Origin of the sequence: Vibrio tapetis subsp. tapetis (assembly GCF_900233005.1) — a bacterium.
Classification (GTDB): Bacteria; Pseudomonadota; Gammaproteobacteria; order Enterobacterales; family Vibrionaceae; genus Vibrio; species Vibrio tapetis.
The window spans coordinates 2467254-2485379 of sequence record NZ_LT960611.1 but is presented as its reverse complement, the minus strand read 5'-3'; the positions used below and the strand labels follow the sequence as shown (position 1 = coordinate 2485379).

The following is an 18126-nucleotide window of genomic DNA, read 5'->3' as shown; positions in this document are numbered from 1 at the left end:
ATTCTTATTTAGAATCGCGACTTGTTCACTTGAGGCTTATTGATCCGCGATTTTGTAACAAGGAACGTACGCTGAGCCGGGCAGTTTCATGCGTTGCTGTTCAACGAAATCACTTAACAATGCATCCATTTTCTTCATCAACACTGGGTCGCCATCAATAATGAAAGGCCCTTTTCGTTTTATCTCTTTTATGCCTTCTGCTTTAACATTACCTGCAACGATCCCTGAAAACGCTTGGCGCAGTTTTGCGGCGAGTACTTCAGGTTGTTGGTTTAGGTGTAAGTCGAGATCGGCCATGTTTTCATGGGTAGGCTCAAACGGCAGTTGGAACTCGGGTTCAATTTTAAGTGACCAATTGTAGCTGTAGGCGTCGCCTGTTGCTTTACGGTGATCGCGAACATCATCCATTGCTGATTTGATGATCCGAGCCGCTTTGGCCGGGTCATCAATCACAATTTGGTATCGGCTTTGCGCTTTTTCACCTAAAGTTTCTCCAATGAAGGTATCTATTGAACGGAAATAAGCTTCACTTTCTTTTGGCCCTGTTAAGACAATCGGCATAGGTTGTTCTGCATTATCGGGATGCAACATAATACCCAATATATACAGTAGTTCTTCTGCTGTTCCCGGACCTCCTGGGAATATGACGATGCCGTGTGCCATGCGAACAAACGCTTCTAAACGTTTTTCGATATCAGGCATGATGATGAGCTCGTTTACAATCGGGTTTGGTGGCTCAGCTGCGATGATGGATGGCTCGGTTAGGCCAATATAGCGTTGATTGTCGTAACGTTGCTTAGCGTGCCCTATAGCGGCCCCCTTCATTGGGCCTTCCATCGCTCCTGGCCCACAGCCGGTACAAATATTTAAATCACGCAATCCCAGTTCATGACCAACTTCTCGAGTGTATTGATACTCAATGGGGTTAATGGAATGCCCGCCCCAACAGACGACCAAATTAGGGTCGATGCCAGGGTGTAAAACCCCAGCGTTACGTAAAATACCGAATACTAAGTTAGTAATGTGAGTGGCATTGGTGAGATTGAGTCGTTGGTTGTCAGCGAGGTGCATGTTGACGTACACGATGTCGCGTAACACTGAAAAGAGGTGTTCCTGAATGCCGCGAATAATAGTGCCGTCAACAAATGCATGTTCAGGGGCATTATTGAGTTCGAGCTTAATGCCGCGCTCTCGGCGCATCACGCTGACATCAAAGGACTGGTATTTTTCGAGTAATTCTTCTGAGTTATCGGTGTGACTGCCTGAGTTGAGAACCGCGAGTGTGCAATTGCGATACAGTTGATATAAGTCGCTAGAAGCGGTTTTTTTAAGGCGTTCAACTTCGATCTGAGATAGTAAATCCATACTACCTGCAGGGCTGATATGAGTAATCATAATGTTCTCCATGGGCAGGAAGTTATTGTTTTATATTGGCTACCCTTTTATTTACCTTACACAGGAATGATGAATTTCGCCACTTAGTAACAGAGAAAAGAGAGATGAAATAGGGAGTCAATGGAGAACGATATAAGTAGGGGGATAAGAGACGGTGATTACTGCCAGATGAGCTGATCGGTGCCATTTTGTTTGGCGCGAGAAAGGCTCAGGTTTAACCGTTCTAAGACTTCTTCTGGGGTATCAGAGTCTCGGAATGTGCTGCTTGCGATTGATGTTGTGATCTGGATTTGTTGATCACGGAATTTGAATGGCAGCTTTCCTATTTGCGCTTGCAGGCGAGCAAATAGAGTTCGGCTTTCGTTGTCTACTTGATCGGGTAGTAATACAACAAATTCTTCGCCAGAAAAGCGGGCAACAGTGTCGGTATCTTTGATTATGTTTTTGATGGTGCGCGCAATAATTTTTAGTGCTTTATCACCCGCTGTGTAACCAAAACTGTCGTTCAGTGCCTTGAAGTTATCGATATCAATTAATACGACACGCAAAGAGTGTTGGGAGCGAATCCAACGACGATATTCAATTTCCAACTTGTCTGTTAGTGCGGCTCGGTTATACACCTTAGTTAGCGGATCGAGCAACATACGCTGGGCTTGGTCTTGCAGGCGTCTACGATAATCCTGCGTTAGCTCGAATACGGATTCTAGTTGGTTGGTTTCGTAATTGATTCGTTCAATGAGCTGTTGTTCGCGTTTTTCAACGTGTTCTAAGCGTTCCGTTAATGAACTGATTTTATCCAGTAATGGGTTGATGGTTGTTTTCAAGCTGTCTAAGTCGGTTTCGGTTTCAACCGTTAGCTTACTTTGAGAAACTAGGTCGCCAATTTCTTTGTGCATACCTTTGCGGTGATCGGTATAAGACTGGCTTTGCTCTAAGCTTTTATTCGCGTGTTTAAGCACACCAGCCAAAGAGCCATTCACCTGATCAAGAAACTGCTCTGAAGATTTACGCTCAAAGTGAGTGCCTTGAATCACCAGCTTTAGTATTTGCAAAATTAATTCGAACAAATCCGTCGGTGAAGTGCCGACTAATAGTTTTGCTCGAATATCAGTGAGCAAATCGCCAGATTCACCATCAAAGTCCAACTCTGTTATCAGGTTTTGTAATTCATCGGCTAGACGATTGAGCTGATCATTATCGACATTCTGCTCAACGTTCAGATTATTACGAGAATTGGAGGCCATGATTTTGGTAGCACGCTCATAGAGCGTTAACAGGCGGATAGCTTGATCGATTTCTTTGGTCAACTTGTTGCTAGGGAAGTGCAATAAGTTGCGTAATTCGCGTTTTAGTTGTGCAGGAAGGCCGGGGATACGCTGAAGCGTTTCACCACTGTGTTTGATTCGTTCATTTAAATGAACCGTTTGCCTTTCCATAGTCACCGTATTTTGTTTTAGCTTCCTTTCTAAGATAACAAGTTTTGGGATTAGCTTTGAGACATCTTTTTGCTGTTCCAAATCTTGTTTTATAGAAGTGAGACTTTTATCCAGATCATTGTTTTGGCCTTTGCATGCGTCGCTAAGATTAGCAACGATGCGCTTTAGCACATTTTGTTCTCTTTTAAACTTAAATAAAGAATCACGTTGTGACAGTCGCGACTGATCTAATTTACACTTTAGATCATGCAGCTCCAGTCGTAACTCTTCCTCAAGAGAATTCAAATCACTCATAAAATACGTTGCCAAATACACTTCGACGGCGGATACAGTTTCTTGATAATAACAAAAAACTTAACAACGTCACTTTATTAAATGACTAAGTGCTCAATAATTACTCGGCCAGTGTCAAATTTTTGATGTCTTCCTCATTTTGGTAGGAAGATTGTACTTTTATTAAGCCCTGATTGAGTGCTTGCTTACATGCCGAACGAATGTCATCGGTAGCAAAACTGGCGGCTGGAGCGTTTTCTATGGCTCGTAAGTACACCCATTGGCTACCGTCAATATTCCGATTCTTCTCTATACTTCGCGCTAAGTGAGTCGACATCAACAGGATATCGATTAGCTCCTGATCATTGATTGCCGTATAAGCTCGAGGTAAGAATGGATAATCTGCCATACCTACGCGTACTTTGCGTGATATTTTTCTATTGGGCTCAAAATCTGAGATCCAGCTGCCAATTCTATCAAACATGTCTTGCGGATTCGTATTAGGGTCAGTGTTAGGTTCTACGTACAAAAACATGCCGTCTGAAAAGTGATACAAACGTGCTGGTTCCGATATTTTTGAGCTGATGAAGTCGCCAAATGCACGTTCTAAGTTTAATCCAGCTTGATATCCTTGTGCTAAATACGTGTGACGCAAAAAGGGAAAATCGAACATTGCGAATCTGAGTCGATCACTAAAAGGTTCATTGATCAGCTCGCCCATTTGCCACTGTTCAAAGTTAGCACTGCTTCGTTTTAAGGAGCCGGGTAATTTATTATTGAGCTTTTTAAGGTTTTGTAACCCAGAGCGAGTGTGAGTAAATAAGTCTTTGGAAAGCGACGTCACTTGCTCTGTTAAGTTACTGATAATGTAACCACGGCGTATGGACAGAATAATGAAAATAAGTGACAGAATGAATAGGCCAAATGCGGTTTTTTGGAATCGTTGGTATTCATTTTTTGCGACAGATAAATCGACCTCTAGTCCCTTGTAATGCAGAGACTGCTCGATGATGTCTTTTTGTTGTCTGAGGACATTTTCGTTTATTTGACTAAGACGCTCTTGTTGATTTGCGGCAATGGCTGAGTAGTTTTTTAGAGCCAGTAATGATTCTTCATACATGCCTTTTTCTTCGTAGGCACTCGTCAATACGAGAAATGATTTTTTCATTATCGCAAAGTTATTTATTTCTTGGCCTAAAAACTGCGCTTCTTTCGCGGTGTCGATGGCTTCTTGGATTTCATTTTGTTGCAGTGCTAGGGTGGCAGTTAATAATAAAGTGCGAGCCTTAAGCGGTTTTATTTCCGTATAGGTGACAAGGTTTCTGGCTTTGTCTAAATATTGCTCAGCCAGAGTAAAGTTAAATAATTGTAAATAAGTGTCAGCAATACTTAATCGTAAATCAATTACGTCGTAAACATCTCTCGCAAAATACTCGTGGTCCAAAACATTAAAATAGTGGACTAAAGCGAGGTTATATTTCCCTTGAAGAAAATAAATATCTGCCATTTGTTTTAAGACATCGGCAAGCACCAATGAATGTTCAAATTTGCCATAGAAATCTGCTGCCCCGGATAAGTGCTCCAAAGCTTTATCGAGCACTTGGCGTTGCATGAATAATTGGGCTAATTGATAGTTTGCTTTAGCGAGTTGCAAACTGGCATCCGATTCTATGGACTTCCAGTAGCTGGTGAGCAACTCGGTCAGTGCGTTATCGTAACGCTTGTAGCGTAAAAAGTGCTTACCAACCAGTAAGTGATATTCAATGGTTATCTCTAAGTTACCAATGTCTGTTAGATACTGATGTGCCTTGGTAAAGGCTTCCTCTGCTTGGTCTTGATTGCCTTGTACCGAGTAAATCTCTGCCCTTTGCATACTCAGCTCATAAAACAGGCCGCGTCCGAGTTGGGTGGCGGTGGGCAATTTGTTTAGCGTGCTTTGTACGTCGTCGAGGATCGGTATTACTCGGTCTGGATCTTGAGTTTGTTGCCATAGTAAATCAGCGCGCAATAACTTAGTCGCGAGCTGAATAAAAGGTAGACGATATTGAGTTGCGAGATCTTCTGCATTCTCTAGATGAGAAAGAGCCAGTTTGGGTTTACCCAATAAAAACTCAGCCTGAGCAAGCACATGAAAAGCATCAATGGTGCTGTTTGGGGTTCTTAGTGTTGTGTCGGTATCTTCACGGGGCAGTGACGTTGGCCCCTTAAGACTCTTGTCCGTAAGTTTTCTTTGTGTAAGAAATTTTTCTGCAATCAATTTCGACTTCTTAGGATCGATTTCAACTAACTTGGCCGCCTCATTGAGTACAGGGGAAGTATAAATCTTCGCTTGTACTGATGATGTCCATAGAAAAAGCAAAAGGGCAAAAGGTGACCAAGCAAACCATTTCATTGATTACATACTCCGAACAATGAGGTGTTATTGTCTAGCTAAACGCAAATTTTGAGTGGGCATTGCCGTACTCGTTGAGCGGTATGGGTTAATATCGAGACCGCCTCGTCGTGTATAGCGAGCGTACACGGTAAGCGAGCTTGGATGGCAATACTGCATGATGTCCATAAAAATACGTTCGACACATTGTTCGTGAAATTCGTTGTGCTCACGAAACGAGACTAGGTAGCGAAGTAGGGTTTCTTGATTAATTTTTGGCCCAGTGTATTCAATCATTACGCTACCCCAATCCGGTTGATTGGTGATTAGACAGTTTGATTTTAATAAATTACTAACTAAAGATTCGGTGATGACGTCATCTGAGGTTGAGTCTTGTAATATTGAAGCATCGAATTCGTAATCAGTAATCTCAATGTCTTGATCGTCGATGCAGATCCCGTTCATCGGTACGATGTGTTGTTGGTCATAGTGCTGCACTGCTTGAATACTCACTTCAACAGGCTCGCCAGCACAAGCCGATAGATCTTTAATTAAGGCTGACTTTACCTCATCCCAACTAGAAAATTTGGTTTGGTTGAAGCTGTTCAAATACAACTTAAATGATTTAGATTCAATCAGGTTCGGGCTGGTGGCTGGCAAGGTTACATCACCGACAGCGACTTGAGGTAAGCCTTTTTCATTCAGCCAAGAAAGCTCGTAGAGTGTCCAAATATCCACACCATGAAATGGCAATACCTCACCAAGATTGATGTCATCTCGGTTTAAGCTACGAGGAACGGCTTGCAATAGGCTAGGTGCGTATTGGCTGCTGTATTCGGTTTTTTGACCAAGGGTTAGGCCTGCTAACTCTTTTGCGTTGGAATATTTACTCATACTTGCTTAATAAATTCGATTAGAATAGGCCAAAGTTTACTGAATCCCACGTACTCTGTCATTAATAGCGTTCATTTAACGTCTGATGAGAGAGGCAATAAAGAGGTCCACCTTATGTCGCAAAGTGCTACAACAGCCTTATTAGATTTTAGCCAACGCTTTTTGTCTGCTTGGCAAGACAGCAAACAAAAATTGCCACTAAACACTGAATTGGTAGGTTTAGCATCGCCGTGCATTGAATCGACGCTAGAAGATTGCGTGCTTTGGAAACCGGTAACCAAAGAAGTGCCTGCTGATTTTACTAATGTTGAAAAAGCGATCGAACTTGAGTTGCATGAAGACATTAAAGCGTTTTACGGTTGTCAGTACAGTGCGGATATGGACGCGACTTGGCAGGGGAAACCGCTGTCTTTGCTTCAAGTGTGGAGTGAAGAAGACTTTGAACGTCTTCAAGAAAACATGCTAGGTCATTTAATTACCCAACGTCGTTTAAAGTTGAAACCAACCATGTTTATTGGCGTGACGGAGAGTGAACTGGATGTGATCTCTATTTGTAACCTTTCAGGTGAAGTGATCTTTGAACGCTTGGGCACGGATAAACGCGATGTGTTAGCCCCCTCGCTTAGTGAGTTTTTAGCGCAACTTACCGCTGTGGTTGAATCGTAAGCTATGTATATTACTGAAATAACGTTTGAAGTGTACCGTGATACCTCTATGGGAGAGGTAGAAAAAGCGATCAACTATGTATTGGATTGCTTGAGATACAATGGTCAATTGCTAGGCCGAGAGCTCCCTGTGAGTATGAGTGGCGGTGTGTTTACCGCTCGAGTGGTGTGCCCGGCTGAGGATAGTCTTCATCCGGATTATCACAGTGTGCAGGTAAAGCACGCGCTGAATAAACTGGCTGACTTTGGTTTATTACAGCCTAAAATCAAAATCATCGGTGAAGATATGAATTCAGATCCGAGTGATGTTTGTCAGCCACCCTCATGGCAAATTCTGTACACCAGTTTTTTACACACTTGCTCGCCGATTCGTTGCGGCGATCATTTCCTTCCTGTGCCTCTTTATTATTTGCCTCCTATTGGCAATGGCGATCACAAGAAAATCATCAAGTGGCAAGAAGATTGGAGCGCATGCGATCAGTTGCAAATGAACGGTTCTGTCGTTGAGTGTCCGTCATTACACGAGATTTCATCGAGTAAGAGCTTACTGTTTAAGCGAGGTTGGGATTTATGTCGCCGTTTGAAAGAGGTCAGTGGTATCCCAACTTATCTTTACATCTATCGAGTGGCGGGGACGAGCAAAGAATCTGAAATGTCTCGTAAGTGCCCTGTGTGTGATGGGGACTGGGCGGTTGATCAGCCGATACACGGAGTGTTCGATTTCAAATGTGATGAATGTATGATTGTGAGCAATTTATCTTGGGACTTTAAAGATTAAGTATGAATAAGGCGGTTTACAATACGCCGCCTGTTTTATACGCTAGAGCAAGAGTATTCAAGGGATTGCATTGGTGTATGGTGTTATCAGAGCAACAAATTTATTTAGTTCAAGAGTGCTACCGCCAAGTGGAAGAGTCGCCTCATGAATTTGCAAAGCACTACTATGGTAAGTTGTTTGAATTAGAGCCAAGGTTACAGGCTTTATTTAGAAATGATTTGGACATTCAAGGCCGTAAGCTGATTGCGATGCTTGAGGTGGCTGTTAATGGTGTGAAAGATATGGGTATGTTGGTGCCAATGCTGACTCAGCTGACTCAGCTTGCTCATCGCCATAACGACTATAACGTTAAGAAATCGCATTTTTCGCTACTGAACACGGCACTGCATCATGCTTTTGAGCAGCACCTTCAACAAGCTTATACCGACGAGCATCGCCAAGCTTGGCAAACACTATTGGACTTCATGGTCGACACAATGAAGCCCGAAATAATAAATTAGCGACGAATACTAATGCCACTAGCTTACCTAAGCCTTTACCTTGCTTAGCGCTTGATTATTAGATCTTCGCTTTCGCTAATATCCGATCAAGGTGATTGGCAAACTCACGTCTATCGGTTTGTGATAGCGCCGCAGGGCCACCAGTTTGAACGCCGCTTGAGCGCATTGTATCCATAAAATCACGTATATTGAGCCGTGCTTTGATGGTTTCTTTGGTGTAAAGCTCGCCTCTTGGGCTTAGTGCCTGTACATCTTTTTCAATCACTTCATCCGCTAAAGGGATATCGGATGTGATCACTAGATCCCCTTTATTTGCGCGCCTCACAATTTCATTATCGGCAATATCAAACCCGCTAGGCACTTGAATGGAATGAATATTGTTTCTATTTGGCACTGGAACATTGTGGTTTGCCACGAACGTAAGTTCTAAACCAGTACGTTCCGCCGCGCGGACAAGCGTATCGCGGATAACTTTCGGGCATGCATCTGCATCTACCCAGATATTGAAGCTCATATTATTGGTTTTCCAGTTTTTCAATGCGAAGTAGTAGGCTGGCAACTTGCTGTTCTAGTTGCTCAATACGTTGAGCATCGGTTTGAGTCGGGCTTGCCACTTCGACCTTTGGGATTCGTTGCTTATTTTTCCATCCTTTTAACGCCATGATAATGGCAGGCATTGGTACTGGGGTAGATAAGCGCGCTTTTACCAAAGCGACCGATGGTTCTTTACCTTGATCAACCAGTGACTGAATCGCAGCAGTCAATTCTTCTGTGACATCTTTAGTCAGCATGAGCACTCCATAGCTAAATAAGAACAACGAGCAATAAAATAGCCGAATTCATTTTGTTTTGAGAAAAACACATAGTAAGGGTTGCCGATCTGTTTGGCTAGGGCGGAGCGATGTGTTTTAAGTCACATTTCTATTTTGCTTGAATTGGACATTTAGTAGAGAAAAGCTGCTCTCCTTGTAAGAGATCTCTTACAGGGGTTGTAGGAGATTACGCTTTTGACACTATGGATTATCACTTGCTATATTTTAACTTATTGTTTTTATTTATTTTTATTGATTACTTGCAAGTGGGGTAAATCTCTACGCAAAAAAAGCCCATTGCTCATTTTTGGCAGATCAGTAATCTTATTTGTGTTGGCAGGATGCTGGCACGGAACAGGAATACACCACGGAATAGGTTATCTTCAGGATGAAGATTCGGTTACTCAGGATGAATAACCAGCATGGAGCAAAAAGGACATTGAACGGACTCAATAGTTACTAGGATGGTAGCTACTAAGGAAAGACAATGGACTTCTCTAGGATAGAGGCAAGGAATAAACATCAGGATGATGTCAAGGACACCGCTCAAGGAACAAGTGAGCACGCTAATCAGGAAGGTTAGCAGATCAGGATAAGATCAAGGACACCGCTAGGAAGGCGATGAAAAGGATTACGCTGAAGGACACAGCGCTGCTATCAAGGATTTGATGCATGGAGCACTTTTAGTAGCCGGATTGCTGCGAGTAAGACTACGGCCCCGATACGCAAGTATCGGGGCTTTTCTTTTGCCTGAAAGAAAATAAATTGAGCAAATTTTTAGTGTTATGTCTTGATGCTTTTATAGGTAAAGATGCTATACACATGCCATTAAATCATACCTTACGCCTGCACATGAACTCTTCACTTGCAATGAGTTAGTGAACCATTTTCTTAATGATAAAAGTGCTAGTTATTGTTTTTTAAAGATAAATGTTAATCCCGTCGATAAAATAGCGTTACTGACCTCCACTTTCTTTTGTTTTTGAAGGCCTATCTGTATTTTCTTTGTACAATATTTAAACAGAGTGAATATCAATGAATACGACGCACTTTAATAGCGTAAATCGATACAGTTGTTTGTATGTGGTAAATCAAGAAGTATGCATTTAATACTGGAAGCAATAGTACACTATGCACTTTTTGGTGTTTTAGTTACTGGGGCTGTATTAATTGCATGGATTATTTTAGCTGGCTTACCTTTGATTATGCTTACTCCACAGGTAGTTAAGGATTATCGATTTGAAGGTAAAGACTGCGCTGAGGTGGAGTCACATTTGGCAACAGGGTGGGATATAGTTGCTATTATATTACGATTCTCCGTTATTGCTAATGTTGCCTTTCCCTGGCTAGGGAAAAAGCGAGGGTTAAGTAAAATAAGAGAATTTTGCTCTCCTTGGTTTGTTCTTTCTAGTGTTGTTTTTTATTCAATTACTTGTTTTTTATCAGTAATCATATTGCTATCAACAGTAATCATGATTCTAGATATTTATATGTAACCTCGATAATAGTAGCCAATCTTGCAGTTGATCTTAGATACGGTAGTACGGTATTCATTTTTTGGAATGTTTTTTTGTGGTGGTTTACTTCTAGTTTGGGTCATCATCGCGGGTTTTCCTCTGATTATGCTTACTCCTCAAGCCGCTAAAGATTACCGGTTTTTGGGGGAGGATAAGAACGTTGAATCAAGCTTGGCATCAGGCTGGGATTTTGTCGCTCTCATCCTACGATTTTCTATAGTGCATAGTGTTGCTTTCCCATGGCTTGGCAAAAAAAGGGGGTTAACCAAGATTCGAGAAGTTTGCCCAACATGGTTTATTCACTGCTGCTTGATCTTTAGTGTGGTAGCGAGTGTTTTAGTCGGCGTTGGTTTGATATCAACTTTCATATTAATCATAGATAGCTATTTTCTATCTTAAATATCATGTTTCATTATCTATGGGAGAGCGGTATTGAACTGATTATGGATATGATCGGGCCTCCATCACTATTTATCTTGTTGATTTCAGGAGGGGTGATGATTTGTTGGAGCGTTGTTATTGGGCTACCACTACTCATTATGACTCCTCAAAAGGTTAAGGATTATCGTTTTAGAGAGAAGAGTTCCGGTGAAATAGAATCGCACTTAGCTTTGGGGTGGGATTTAGCAGGTATTATTCTACGGTTTTCTTTAATGGCCAATGTGGCATTCCCATTTATTGGGCGAAAGAGAGGGCTAACACAAATCCGTGATGTTTGTCCTAAATGGTTTATTCGCTCTTGTGTCGTGTTTTGTACGATTAATTATTGCTTAGCATTCATTTGTTTGGTTTCAGGTGTGATCATGGTGACCTACAGTTACTTTTATTTGTAGGTGGGATGTATGGTTCCATAAAATGAACCAATCGGAGTCTTTCATTTATGTGTGTATCCGAATACAAAGTAGTGGCAAATTTTTCGTCGTAGGGTAATGGCTTGAGCGTTTGTGCGAGATCTCTTACAAAGGATGTAGGAGATTGCGGTTTTGAACATGAGACTTATCGCGTGATTTTACGTAACCTTATGTTATTGTTTGATTTGATTTTCAAGTGTGCTGATAAGGGCGCATGTCACCTTAAAAAGCCCATTGCTCAATTTTGGTAAAACAGTAATCTTATAGGTGTTGGCAGGATGCTGGCACGGAACAGGAATACACCACGGAATAGGTTATCTTCAGGATGAAGATTCGGTTACTCAGGATGAATAACCAGCACGGAGCAAAAAGGACATTGAACGGACTCAATAGTTACTAGGATGGTAGCTACTAAGGAAAGACAATGGACTCCTCTAGGATAGAGGCAAGGAACAAACATCAGGATGATGTCAAGGACACCGCTCAAGGAACAAGTGAGCACGCTAATCAGGAAGGTTAGCAGATCAGGATAAGATCAAGGACACCGCTAGGAAGGCGATGAAAAGGATTACGCTGAAGGACACAGCGCTGCTATCAAGGATTTGATGCATGGAGCACTTTTAGTAGCCGGATTGCTGCGAGTAAGACTACGGCCCCGATACGCAAGTATCGGGGCTTTTCTTATTTTTGGAGCAGAGGCATTATTGCTCTTATAGAAGCGAAGCGGCCTAGTTTCTAGCAGCGAAGCGATCTCACCTCTGTAATCTCAGGGCGTATCCCGTCTCTGTATTCGATCTTTTCTATACACTCGTACCTGCTCACATCCGATACGGCGGTATTTCAAAGCTCACAGGCCTAAACCCCACCATCGTCAACTCACCAATATAATAATCATCACCAAGCGATGAAAATTCAAACTCGTACACAGTGTGCCAGCCAAAACGCCCTTTTGAGTTCTTGAAACGATGAGCCTCAAATGCGGTGCTTAATAGTTGAATATCAAGCTGTTTGCAACGCCTTGCGATGGCTTGTTTCGCGAGTTCAGATTGGCGTCGTTGTTGCCAAAACGCAAAACAAAAAAAAGATAAGCCTAGGATTGCAAACAAGTTAGCCATGGTTATTCACCCTTGGTTGATTGTTGAAGTTTAATCAAGGCGCTCGCCAGTTCTTGGTTCGGAGTATTGTGCAGTAACGGTAGAAAAACCATTCGCAATTCTGGCAGCATGACAAGATCAGCAAATAATTGGTTAAAGAGGTTTTGGTTACCGGTTTGCGCTAAGCGTAACAGGAATTGCTCTGCAACTTTGGCGTCGCTTAATGCGCTCCAGCAGCGACCGGCGATGGCAATAAGTACTTCCTGATGACTAAGCCTAGGACTGGTTAGAATGTCATTCACTGTTGCGGTTAGTGTGGTTTTCTCTGCCCCTGATAATGCGCGAATGAGTGCTGACAGTAAAAACAAATCGGGCGCGTCAGAGTGTATTTCTGATGCGGTGAGTTCATGGATTCTGTCTGCTAACTTGTCTGGTAATGGGCTGGTGTGTTCTAAAGCACCTAATAATGCGTACAGCGGTTCTGTAGGAAGATTTTTCAGCGCTTTTCTTACCAGTACGCCATTTTGTTCTGTGTTCAAGCGAGCGCAAATATCAGTGATGCCTTGTAAGCCTATCGTTTGCCAGTTATCCCACCCTAAATTACCTTGGAAGTACTGTTGTGCGTGTTCATAGTACTGGCTGGTTGGCATATCTAAGCTTGCACGAAGTTGGCTGTGAAAAACGGCCATTTTGTCATCGGATGGCTTAAAGGTGTATGGGTTGTTTGCCAGCTTTTGTTGTTGCTCTTCGCTGACTTCTCCGCCTAAGCGGGTGCCCATCGCTTCTAATACGTATTTGATGAAATTACCGATGTTCGACTGTTTAAGTAGACCTCGTTCATCTAATTCAAACTTCAAAAACCATATCCACGGCTGTTTTTGTGTATTCCAATAAGCAATAGCGATTTGTGCGTGGCGCTGAATAGGATAAGGGTAAGGCTGCTGGGCTTGTTCAATGCGCTTAAACTGATCTTCTGCGATCGGCTGAACACTGCGACTGAGATCGTAAATGTTGTATTGGCAACCACTGTTTTCGAGCAGTTGAGTAAGGGTATGAATCGTTTCCATCAGGGAGAGTTATCCTATTAGTCTTTCATCAATAAATGGTACTCTATGGCCATTTTTCAAGGTTAGAAGTGACGAAAATGCCAACTCAACACCAAGTTAGTGCATTGTTAGCACAATTAGAGACTCAAATGAGTGCTTTGCAGCTATGGCAAGCAAGTTCTCCATCGCAAGCCGCACTGTCAAGTGAGCAACCATTTGCGATTGATACCCTAGAGCCTAACGAATGGTTGCAGTGGATTTTCATTGTTCGAATTAACGCGCTTATTGAGCAAAAACAGCCGTTACCTACTGGGTTTGAAATCTTGCCATATTTTGAGCAAGTCGGGAAAAACCAGCCGGAAATGGAAACATTACTACAAACCATTTCCCAACTCGATAAGGCGTTTACCCCATGTTAGAAATCATTTATCAGGATCAATACTTAGTGGCGGTGAATAAACCAGCCGGTATGTTAGTGCATCGTTCTTGGTTAGATCGTCATGAAACGCAGTTTGTAATGCAAACTCTGCGAGATCAGATCGGCCAGCATGTGTTTCCTCTCCATCGCTTAGACAGACCAACTTCTGGTGTCTTGGTATTTGCGCTTTCGAGTGAAATAGCTTCAAAAGTCTCGCCTATGTTTGCTAATCACGAGATGCAGAAAACGTATCACGCGATAGTCAGAGGCTGGATAGAAGAGGGCGATACCCTAGACTATCCGCTCAAAGAAGAGCTCGACAAAATTGCCGACAAGTTTGCCGATCAAGAAAAAGAGGCAAAAGATGCCATCACAGAATACGCGCCATTAGGTAAAGTGGAAGTGCCGTATTCAACAGGCCGTTTTCCTACTAGCCGTTATGGGCTGGTGGAAATGAAACCAAAAACTGGCCGTAAGCATCAATTGCGTCGACATATGGCTCATTTACGCCACCCTATTGTTGGTGATACGTCACATGGTGATGGTAAGCATAATCGCTTGTTCCGAGAGAATTACGATGCTCGCCGCTTGATGTTACATGCCTCTGAGTTGAGCTTTGTTCACCCGTACACAAACGAAACTCTGGTTTTAAAGGCTGGGTTTGATGAGATATGGCAAAAGCTACTTGAAGAGTTTGGCTGGGATGGGTTGTTTAAGGCGTAAGGCAATAAGAGCCGGACGAGCCAGTATCGTCATCCCGGAATCGAGGAACGAGATATCCGGGATCGACTTTATGCTTTATGCGTGCGCATGTTTACCGTGAGTTGTTATTTCAGTTTTTCCAGATCCGCTTCAATTTCAGCAATTTTCCCAGAAACCACTTTTTCAAGATGTCGAAGATCACTCAATATTTTCGCTTTAGTGTCCAACTCAGGTGATTTTGCTGGGCGGGTGAGTGTGTTCAACTCATCGATGACTAAGGTGAGGTTACGGTTTATTTCCGTTACTTCCTTGTATTGATGGCTGCCACTATCAACTAACACATTCTTGTGTTGACGAGGGTATTTGAATTTCACGCTTTTTGCGAAAAACTCGCCTTTTTGCTTATGGAAGTAAATTTTTAAGACATCTTTTAGGGCTTCTTGCCTTAGAGAATAGCGCTCAATTTGGGTAGGATCTTGAATGCCTAAACCAGTGAGGTTGGGATACATATATGACCTCGCATCAGTGAGTATTGGGTGATGTTTACGAGATAAACTGTAGCAGTCAAAACTTGTGGTAGATAGTCTGTAACATTAAGAGTTGTGGGCAAGATCGCGCTTATTGCCCACAACAGGATGAAATGCTATTCCGGCTGCAGTTCACTGACTTTTTCAATTAATTTATCGCGTAATGTCTCTCGTTCTGAGTCAGATAGCGGTCCCCCTTGCTCCGAAGTTAGGATAAATAAATCTTCAGCTCGTTCCCCTATCGTTGTAATTTTCGCAGCATGAAGCCCAATATTGAGCGCGGCGAACGTTGCCCCTACCTTTGCTAAAAGCCCAGGGGTATCAAGTGCGACAAATTCCATTAAGGTCCGCTTTTTGGTTCTTGTCGGAATAAAATCAACACGGGTCTTTACGTTAAAGTGGCGCAGTTGCCTTGGCGTTCGGCGTACCTTTACAGTGGTGGCTTTACCGCTACTGATGACATTAAGAAGATGACGAACCACTTTATCGTGCCTGGTTTCATCTATTGGTTCACCGTGTTGATCGAGTACCATAAAAGTATCAAGTGCAAAATTATCTTTGCTGGTCATAACTTGAGCGTCATGCACGTTGAAGTTTCGGCGATCTAATTCAGCAACAACGGTCGCGAATAGCTTTGAAGAGTCTTTAGCGTAAAGGAATACTTCAGTACCACCGCGAGTCGGCTTTTGGCTTATTAAAATAAGAGGTTCATCTGCGGATTCTTGGCGTAAAAGGTGCTCGCTGTGCCATGCGATTTGACTGTGAGTATGACGTAAAAAATAGTCGGCTTTAAAGCGTCGCCAAAGGAGGTCTATTTCTTGTGCGGCAAACCCTTCTTTGCGCAGCAGAGCGGATGCCATTTGTTGGTTGTGACGAATACGATCACGGACATCGACCGGATTCTCCAGTCCCCGTCTTAATGCACGCTGAGTCGAATGATATAACTCGGCAAGTAAAGTTCGTTTCCAGCTGTTCCAAATTTCAGGATTAGTGGCACAAATATCGGCAACCGTTAAGCATACTAAGAATTCTAAATATTCTTCATCTCGTACTATTTTAGCGAATTCAGTGACAACGTCTGGATCATAAATATCACGTCGCTGCGCGGTAACAGACATCAACAGATGTTGCTTTACCAGCCAAGATACGAGCTTGGCTTCAGGTTTGGATAGGCCGTGTTCAATGCAAAAACTGTAGGCTTCAACCGCGCCAATTTCTGAGTGATCTCCCCCTCGACCTTTGCCTATGTCATGGAAAATAGCCGCGATAATGAGCAGCTCTTTTTTTTGAATGCGAGGATAGACCTCACAGCAAATAGGATGCTTGTTGTGATTTTTTGCATAGCTGAAAGAGTGAATGTGCTTAAGTAAGCGCATGCTGTGCTCATCAACCGTATAAACATGGAAAAGGTCAAACTGCATTTGACCGACAATTTGACTCCACTGAGGCAAGTAAGCCGCCATTACACCTAATTTGTGCATTAAAGGGAACGCTCGATGCAGCGCATTAGGATGACGGACGAGATCCATGAATTTCTCCCGAGCCTCGGGAAGGGTATGAAGAAATATGTTCAGTCGTCTGCGAGCGGTACGCAGTTGCCTCAGAGTTGCGGGCGCAACACTCTCGATTGTTGAATCATTAGCGATATGAATAAACATATCTAAAATGGTTTCAGGGCGTGCTTGAAATAAGGCTGGTTTTCTTGCTTCAATAAATTGCCCACAACGCTGAAAGTCATCGTCAATGATTTCAGTGACTAGCTCTTCACCATCATTAATAATGGCTTGGTTAAACAACTTTAGCAGCATTTTATTGAGTTCGGCGACGCGTCGAAGAGTTCGGTAAAACTCTTTCATCATCATTTCGATCGGCTTATTGCCGGGGCCACTAAACCCTAGATGTTCGGCAACTTGCAACTGGTGGGCAAAAGTTAAGCGGTTGTCGTATCGTTTGAGTTCCATATGTAATGCAAACCGCACTCTCCAAAGGAAGTCTTGGCACTCTAAAAGTTCTCGATATTCACCGTCGGTCAAAAAACCATAGCGGCTCATTTCGAATAAAGACGTTGCCCCAAAATGACGACGAGCAACCCAACTTAGTGTGTGTATATCTCTTAACCCACCCGGGCTTGATTTGATATCTGGCTCGAGGTTATATGTTGTGTCATGAAAGCGGGCATGACGCTGTCTTTGCTCTTCCAATTTTGCTTTGTAAAAGACATCACTAGGCCAAAATGCTTCTGAGTGAACCATGAGTTTGAGTTGTTGGAATCGGTCTTCATTACCACAAATAAATCGAGCTTCTTGTAGGTTTGTAGCAACGGTTAGGTCATCAAGCCCCACTTCTTCACATTGCTGAAGAGTTCGTACGGCGTGGCCAACCTCCAGCCTTAGATCCCAAAGTAAGGTGATGAACTCACTGATTTTTTGTTCCGTTTCTATATCCAGATCTTGTTCAGACAGAATCAAAATATCGATATCAGACAGAGGGTGAAGTTCACCTCTACCGTAGCCACCAACAGCAACAAGACATAAATCTGAGTGTAATTTGAAACCATAGAACTGCCAAAGCCTTGCTAGGAGTAAATCCATATACTCAGAGCGGCCCAATACAAGATCGGTTACGGGATGATGAGCTAAAAACTCTTGTTTTTGATAGTCAGAGAATTGTGTCAGCTGATCGCGGACAATATCAGGGACGAGTTGATCGTCTGTAAATGTAATTGGAGATTGAAAAGGCATTTCATGCATTCCATGCAGCGTCAAAATGGTACACATAATGTATCAGCCTAAAACAATGAATGCCAAGAACTAAGGCTTTACATCAAAGTGAGAATGCAAAAAAATC

General features: G+C 42.8%; 17 protein-coding genes. 7 read left to right on the top strand and 10 right to left on the bottom strand.

Features of this window, described 5'->3' with window-relative positions; translation table 11 throughout:
- Positions 1-36: 36 nt before the first annotated feature.
- From ppnN to queF, 4 genes are all read right to left on the bottom strand, one after another.
- Positions 37-1395, bottom strand: a complete 1359-nt coding sequence (gene ppnN / locus VTAP4600_RS11050) for a nucleotide 5'-monophosphate nucleosidase PpnN (protein ID WP_102522850.1) — start codon at positions 1393-1395, stop codon at positions 37-39.
- A 158-nt stretch (positions 1396-1553) separates the two neighbouring features.
- On the bottom strand, positions 1554-3116 hold the full coding sequence (locus VTAP4600_RS11045) for a GGDEF domain-containing protein (protein WP_102523964.1): 1563 nt from the start codon (positions 3114-3116) through the stop codon (positions 1554-1556).
- A 109-nt stretch (positions 3117-3225) separates the two neighbouring features.
- Positions 3226-5496 carry a tetratricopeptide repeat protein gene (locus tag VTAP4600_RS11040; RefSeq protein WP_102522849.1) on the bottom strand — a complete coding sequence of 757 codons (2271 nt, stop codon included), beginning with the start codon at positions 5494-5496 and terminating at the stop codon, positions 3226-3228.
- Positions 5497-5523: 27 nt separating this feature from the next.
- Positions 5524-6369, bottom strand: a complete 846-nt coding sequence (gene queF / locus VTAP4600_RS11035) for an NADPH-dependent 7-cyano-7-deazaguanine reductase QueF (RefSeq protein ID WP_102522848.1) — start codon at positions 6367-6369, stop codon at positions 5524-5526.
- Between the two features lie 114 nt (positions 6370-6483).
- On the opposite strand from queF, the gene syd reads away from it, so the two are divergent.
- Genes syd through VTAP4600_RS11020 form a run of 3 tightly spaced genes read left to right on the top strand, consistent with a single transcriptional unit; the run spans position 6484 to position 8312 of the window.
- Positions 6484-7035, top strand: a complete 552-nt coding sequence (gene syd / locus VTAP4600_RS11030) for a SecY-interacting protein (RefSeq protein WP_102522847.1) — start codon at positions 6484-6486, stop codon at positions 7033-7035.
- 3 nt (positions 7036-7038) lie between these two features.
- Positions 7039-7812, top strand: a complete 774-nt coding sequence (locus tag VTAP4600_RS11025; protein WP_102522846.1) for a Zn-ribbon-containing protein — start codon at positions 7039-7041, stop codon at positions 7810-7812.
- A gap of 2 nt (positions 7813-7814) precedes the next feature.
- A complete protein-coding gene (locus VTAP4600_RS11020; protein ID WP_102522845.1) occupies positions 7815-8312 on the top strand; it encodes a globin domain-containing protein in 498 nt (165 codons plus the stop codon).
- Positions 8313-8370: 58 nt separating this feature from the next.
- Here VTAP4600_RS11020 and VTAP4600_RS11015 read toward each other — a convergent pair whose 3' ends face one another.
- Positions 8371-8826, bottom strand: coding sequence for a YaiI/YqxD family protein (locus tag VTAP4600_RS11015; RefSeq protein WP_102522844.1), 456 nt, complete (start codon positions 8824-8826; stop codon positions 8371-8373).
- Position 8827: 1 nt separating this feature from the next.
- The gene (locus tag VTAP4600_RS11010) at positions 8828-9103 is read right to left on the bottom strand and encodes a hypothetical protein (RefSeq protein WP_102522843.1); all 276 of its coding nucleotides are present in this window, start codon (positions 9101-9103) and stop codon (positions 8828-8830) included.
- Between the two features lie 1121 nt (positions 9104-10224).
- On the opposite strand from VTAP4600_RS11010, the gene VTAP4600_RS11005 reads away from it, so the two are divergent.
- Positions 10225-10620, top strand: a complete 396-nt coding sequence (locus VTAP4600_RS11005) for a hypothetical protein (protein ID WP_102522842.1) — start codon at positions 10225-10227, stop codon at positions 10618-10620.
- A 518-nt stretch (positions 10621-11138) separates the two neighbouring features.
- On the top strand, positions 11139-11474 hold the full coding sequence (locus VTAP4600_RS10995; protein ID WP_145958577.1) for a hypothetical protein: 336 nt from the start codon (positions 11139-11141) through the stop codon (positions 11472-11474).
- Positions 11475-12310: 836 nt separating this feature from the next.
- Here VTAP4600_RS10995 and VTAP4600_RS10990 read toward each other — a convergent pair.
- Complete coding sequence (locus VTAP4600_RS10990) at positions 12311-12607, bottom strand: DUF3301 domain-containing protein (protein WP_102522839.1); 297 nt, start codon at positions 12605-12607, stop codon at positions 12311-12313.
- A gap of 2 nt (positions 12608-12609) precedes the next feature.
- On the bottom strand, positions 12610-13653 hold the full coding sequence (locus VTAP4600_RS10985) for a DUF3549 family protein (protein WP_102522838.1): 1044 nt from the start codon (positions 13651-13653) through the stop codon (positions 12610-12612).
- Positions 13654-13730: 77 nt separating this feature from the next.
- Here VTAP4600_RS10985 and VTAP4600_RS10980 point away from each other — a divergent pair, with 77 nt between their 5' ends.
- Positions 13731-14051, top strand: coding sequence for a YqcC family protein (locus tag VTAP4600_RS10980; RefSeq protein WP_102523963.1), 321 nt, complete (start codon positions 13731-13733; stop codon positions 14049-14051).
- On the top strand, positions 14045-14773 hold the full coding sequence (gene truC, locus VTAP4600_RS10975; RefSeq protein ID WP_102522837.1) for a tRNA pseudouridine(65) synthase TruC: 729 nt from the start codon (positions 14045-14047) through the stop codon (positions 14771-14773). The genes VTAP4600_RS10980 and truC overlap by 7 nt, the downstream gene beginning before the upstream one ends.
- Before the next feature lie 104 nt (positions 14774-14877).
- On the opposite strand, the gene VTAP4600_RS10970 is transcribed toward truC, so the two are convergent.
- Both VTAP4600_RS10970 and glnD read right to left on the bottom strand, forming a co-directional pair.
- Positions 14878-15261, bottom strand: coding sequence for a DUF3461 family protein (locus VTAP4600_RS10970; protein ID WP_102522836.1), 384 nt, complete (start codon positions 15259-15261; stop codon positions 14878-14880).
- A gap of 134 nt (positions 15262-15395) precedes the next feature.
- Positions 15396-18020 (bottom strand): bifunctional uridylyltransferase/uridylyl-removing protein GlnD, encoded by a 2625-nt coding sequence (glnD, locus tag VTAP4600_RS10965; protein WP_102522835.1) that lies wholly within the window; start codon positions 18018-18020, stop codon positions 15396-15398.
- Positions 18021-18126: the final 106 nt, after the last annotated feature.

Bases quoted from the DNA above. Each gene is read 5' to 3' on its own strand.
- VTAP4600_RS11025 (WP_102522846.1), top strand. From the start codon at position 7,039: ATGTATATTACTGAAATAACGTTTGAAGTGTACCGTGATACCTCTATG.
- VTAP4600_RS11005 (WP_102522842.1), top strand. From the start codon at position 10,225: ATGCATTTAATACTGGAAGCAATAGTACACTATGCACTTTTTGGTGTT.
- VTAP4600_RS10995 (WP_145958577.1), top strand. From the start codon at position 11,139: ATGATTTGTTGGAGCGTTGTTATTGGGCTACCACTACTCATTATGACT.
- VTAP4600_RS10970 (WP_102522836.1), bottom strand. From the start codon at position 15,261: ATGTATCCCAACCTCACTGGTTTAGGCATTCAAGATCCTACCCAAATT.
- VTAP4600_RS11010 (WP_102522843.1), bottom strand. From the start codon at position 9,103: ATGCTGACTAAAGATGTCACAGAAGAATTGACTGCTGCGATTCAGTCA.
- syd (WP_102522847.1), top strand. From the start codon at position 6,484: ATGTCGCAAAGTGCTACAACAGCCTTATTAGATTTTAGCCAACGCTTT.
- glnD (WP_102522835.1), bottom strand. From the start codon at position 18,020: ATGCCTTTTCAATCTCCAATTACATTTACAGACGATCAACTCGTCCCT.
- VTAP4600_RS11015 (WP_102522844.1), bottom strand. From the start codon at position 8,826: ATGAGCTTCAATATCTGGGTAGATGCAGATGCATGCCCGAAAGTTATC.
- ppnN (WP_102522850.1), bottom strand. From the start codon at position 1,395: ATGATTACTCATATCAGCCCTGCAGGTAGTATGGATTTACTATCTCAG.
- VTAP4600_RS11020 (WP_102522845.1), top strand. From the start codon at position 7,815: ATGAATAAGGCGGTTTACAATACGCCGCCTGTTTTATACGCTAGAGCA.
- truC (WP_102522837.1), top strand. From the start codon at position 14,045: ATGTTAGAAATCATTTATCAGGATCAATACTTAGTGGCGGTGAATAAA.
- VTAP4600_RS10990 (WP_102522839.1), bottom strand. From the start codon at position 12,607: ATGGCTAACTTGTTTGCAATCCTAGGCTTATCTTTTTTTTGTTTTGCG.
- VTAP4600_RS10980 (WP_102523963.1), top strand. From the start codon at position 13,731: ATGCCAACTCAACACCAAGTTAGTGCATTGTTAGCACAATTAGAGACT.
- VTAP4600_RS10985 (WP_102522838.1), bottom strand. From the start codon at position 13,653: ATGGAAACGATTCATACCCTTACTCAACTGCTCGAAAACAGTGGTTGC.
- VTAP4600_RS11040 (WP_102522849.1), bottom strand. From the start codon at position 5,496: ATGAAATGGTTTGCTTGGTCACCTTTTGCCCTTTTGCTTTTTCTATGG.
- queF (WP_102522848.1), bottom strand. From the start codon at position 6,369: ATGAGTAAATATTCCAACGCAAAAGAGTTAGCAGGCCTAACCCTTGGT.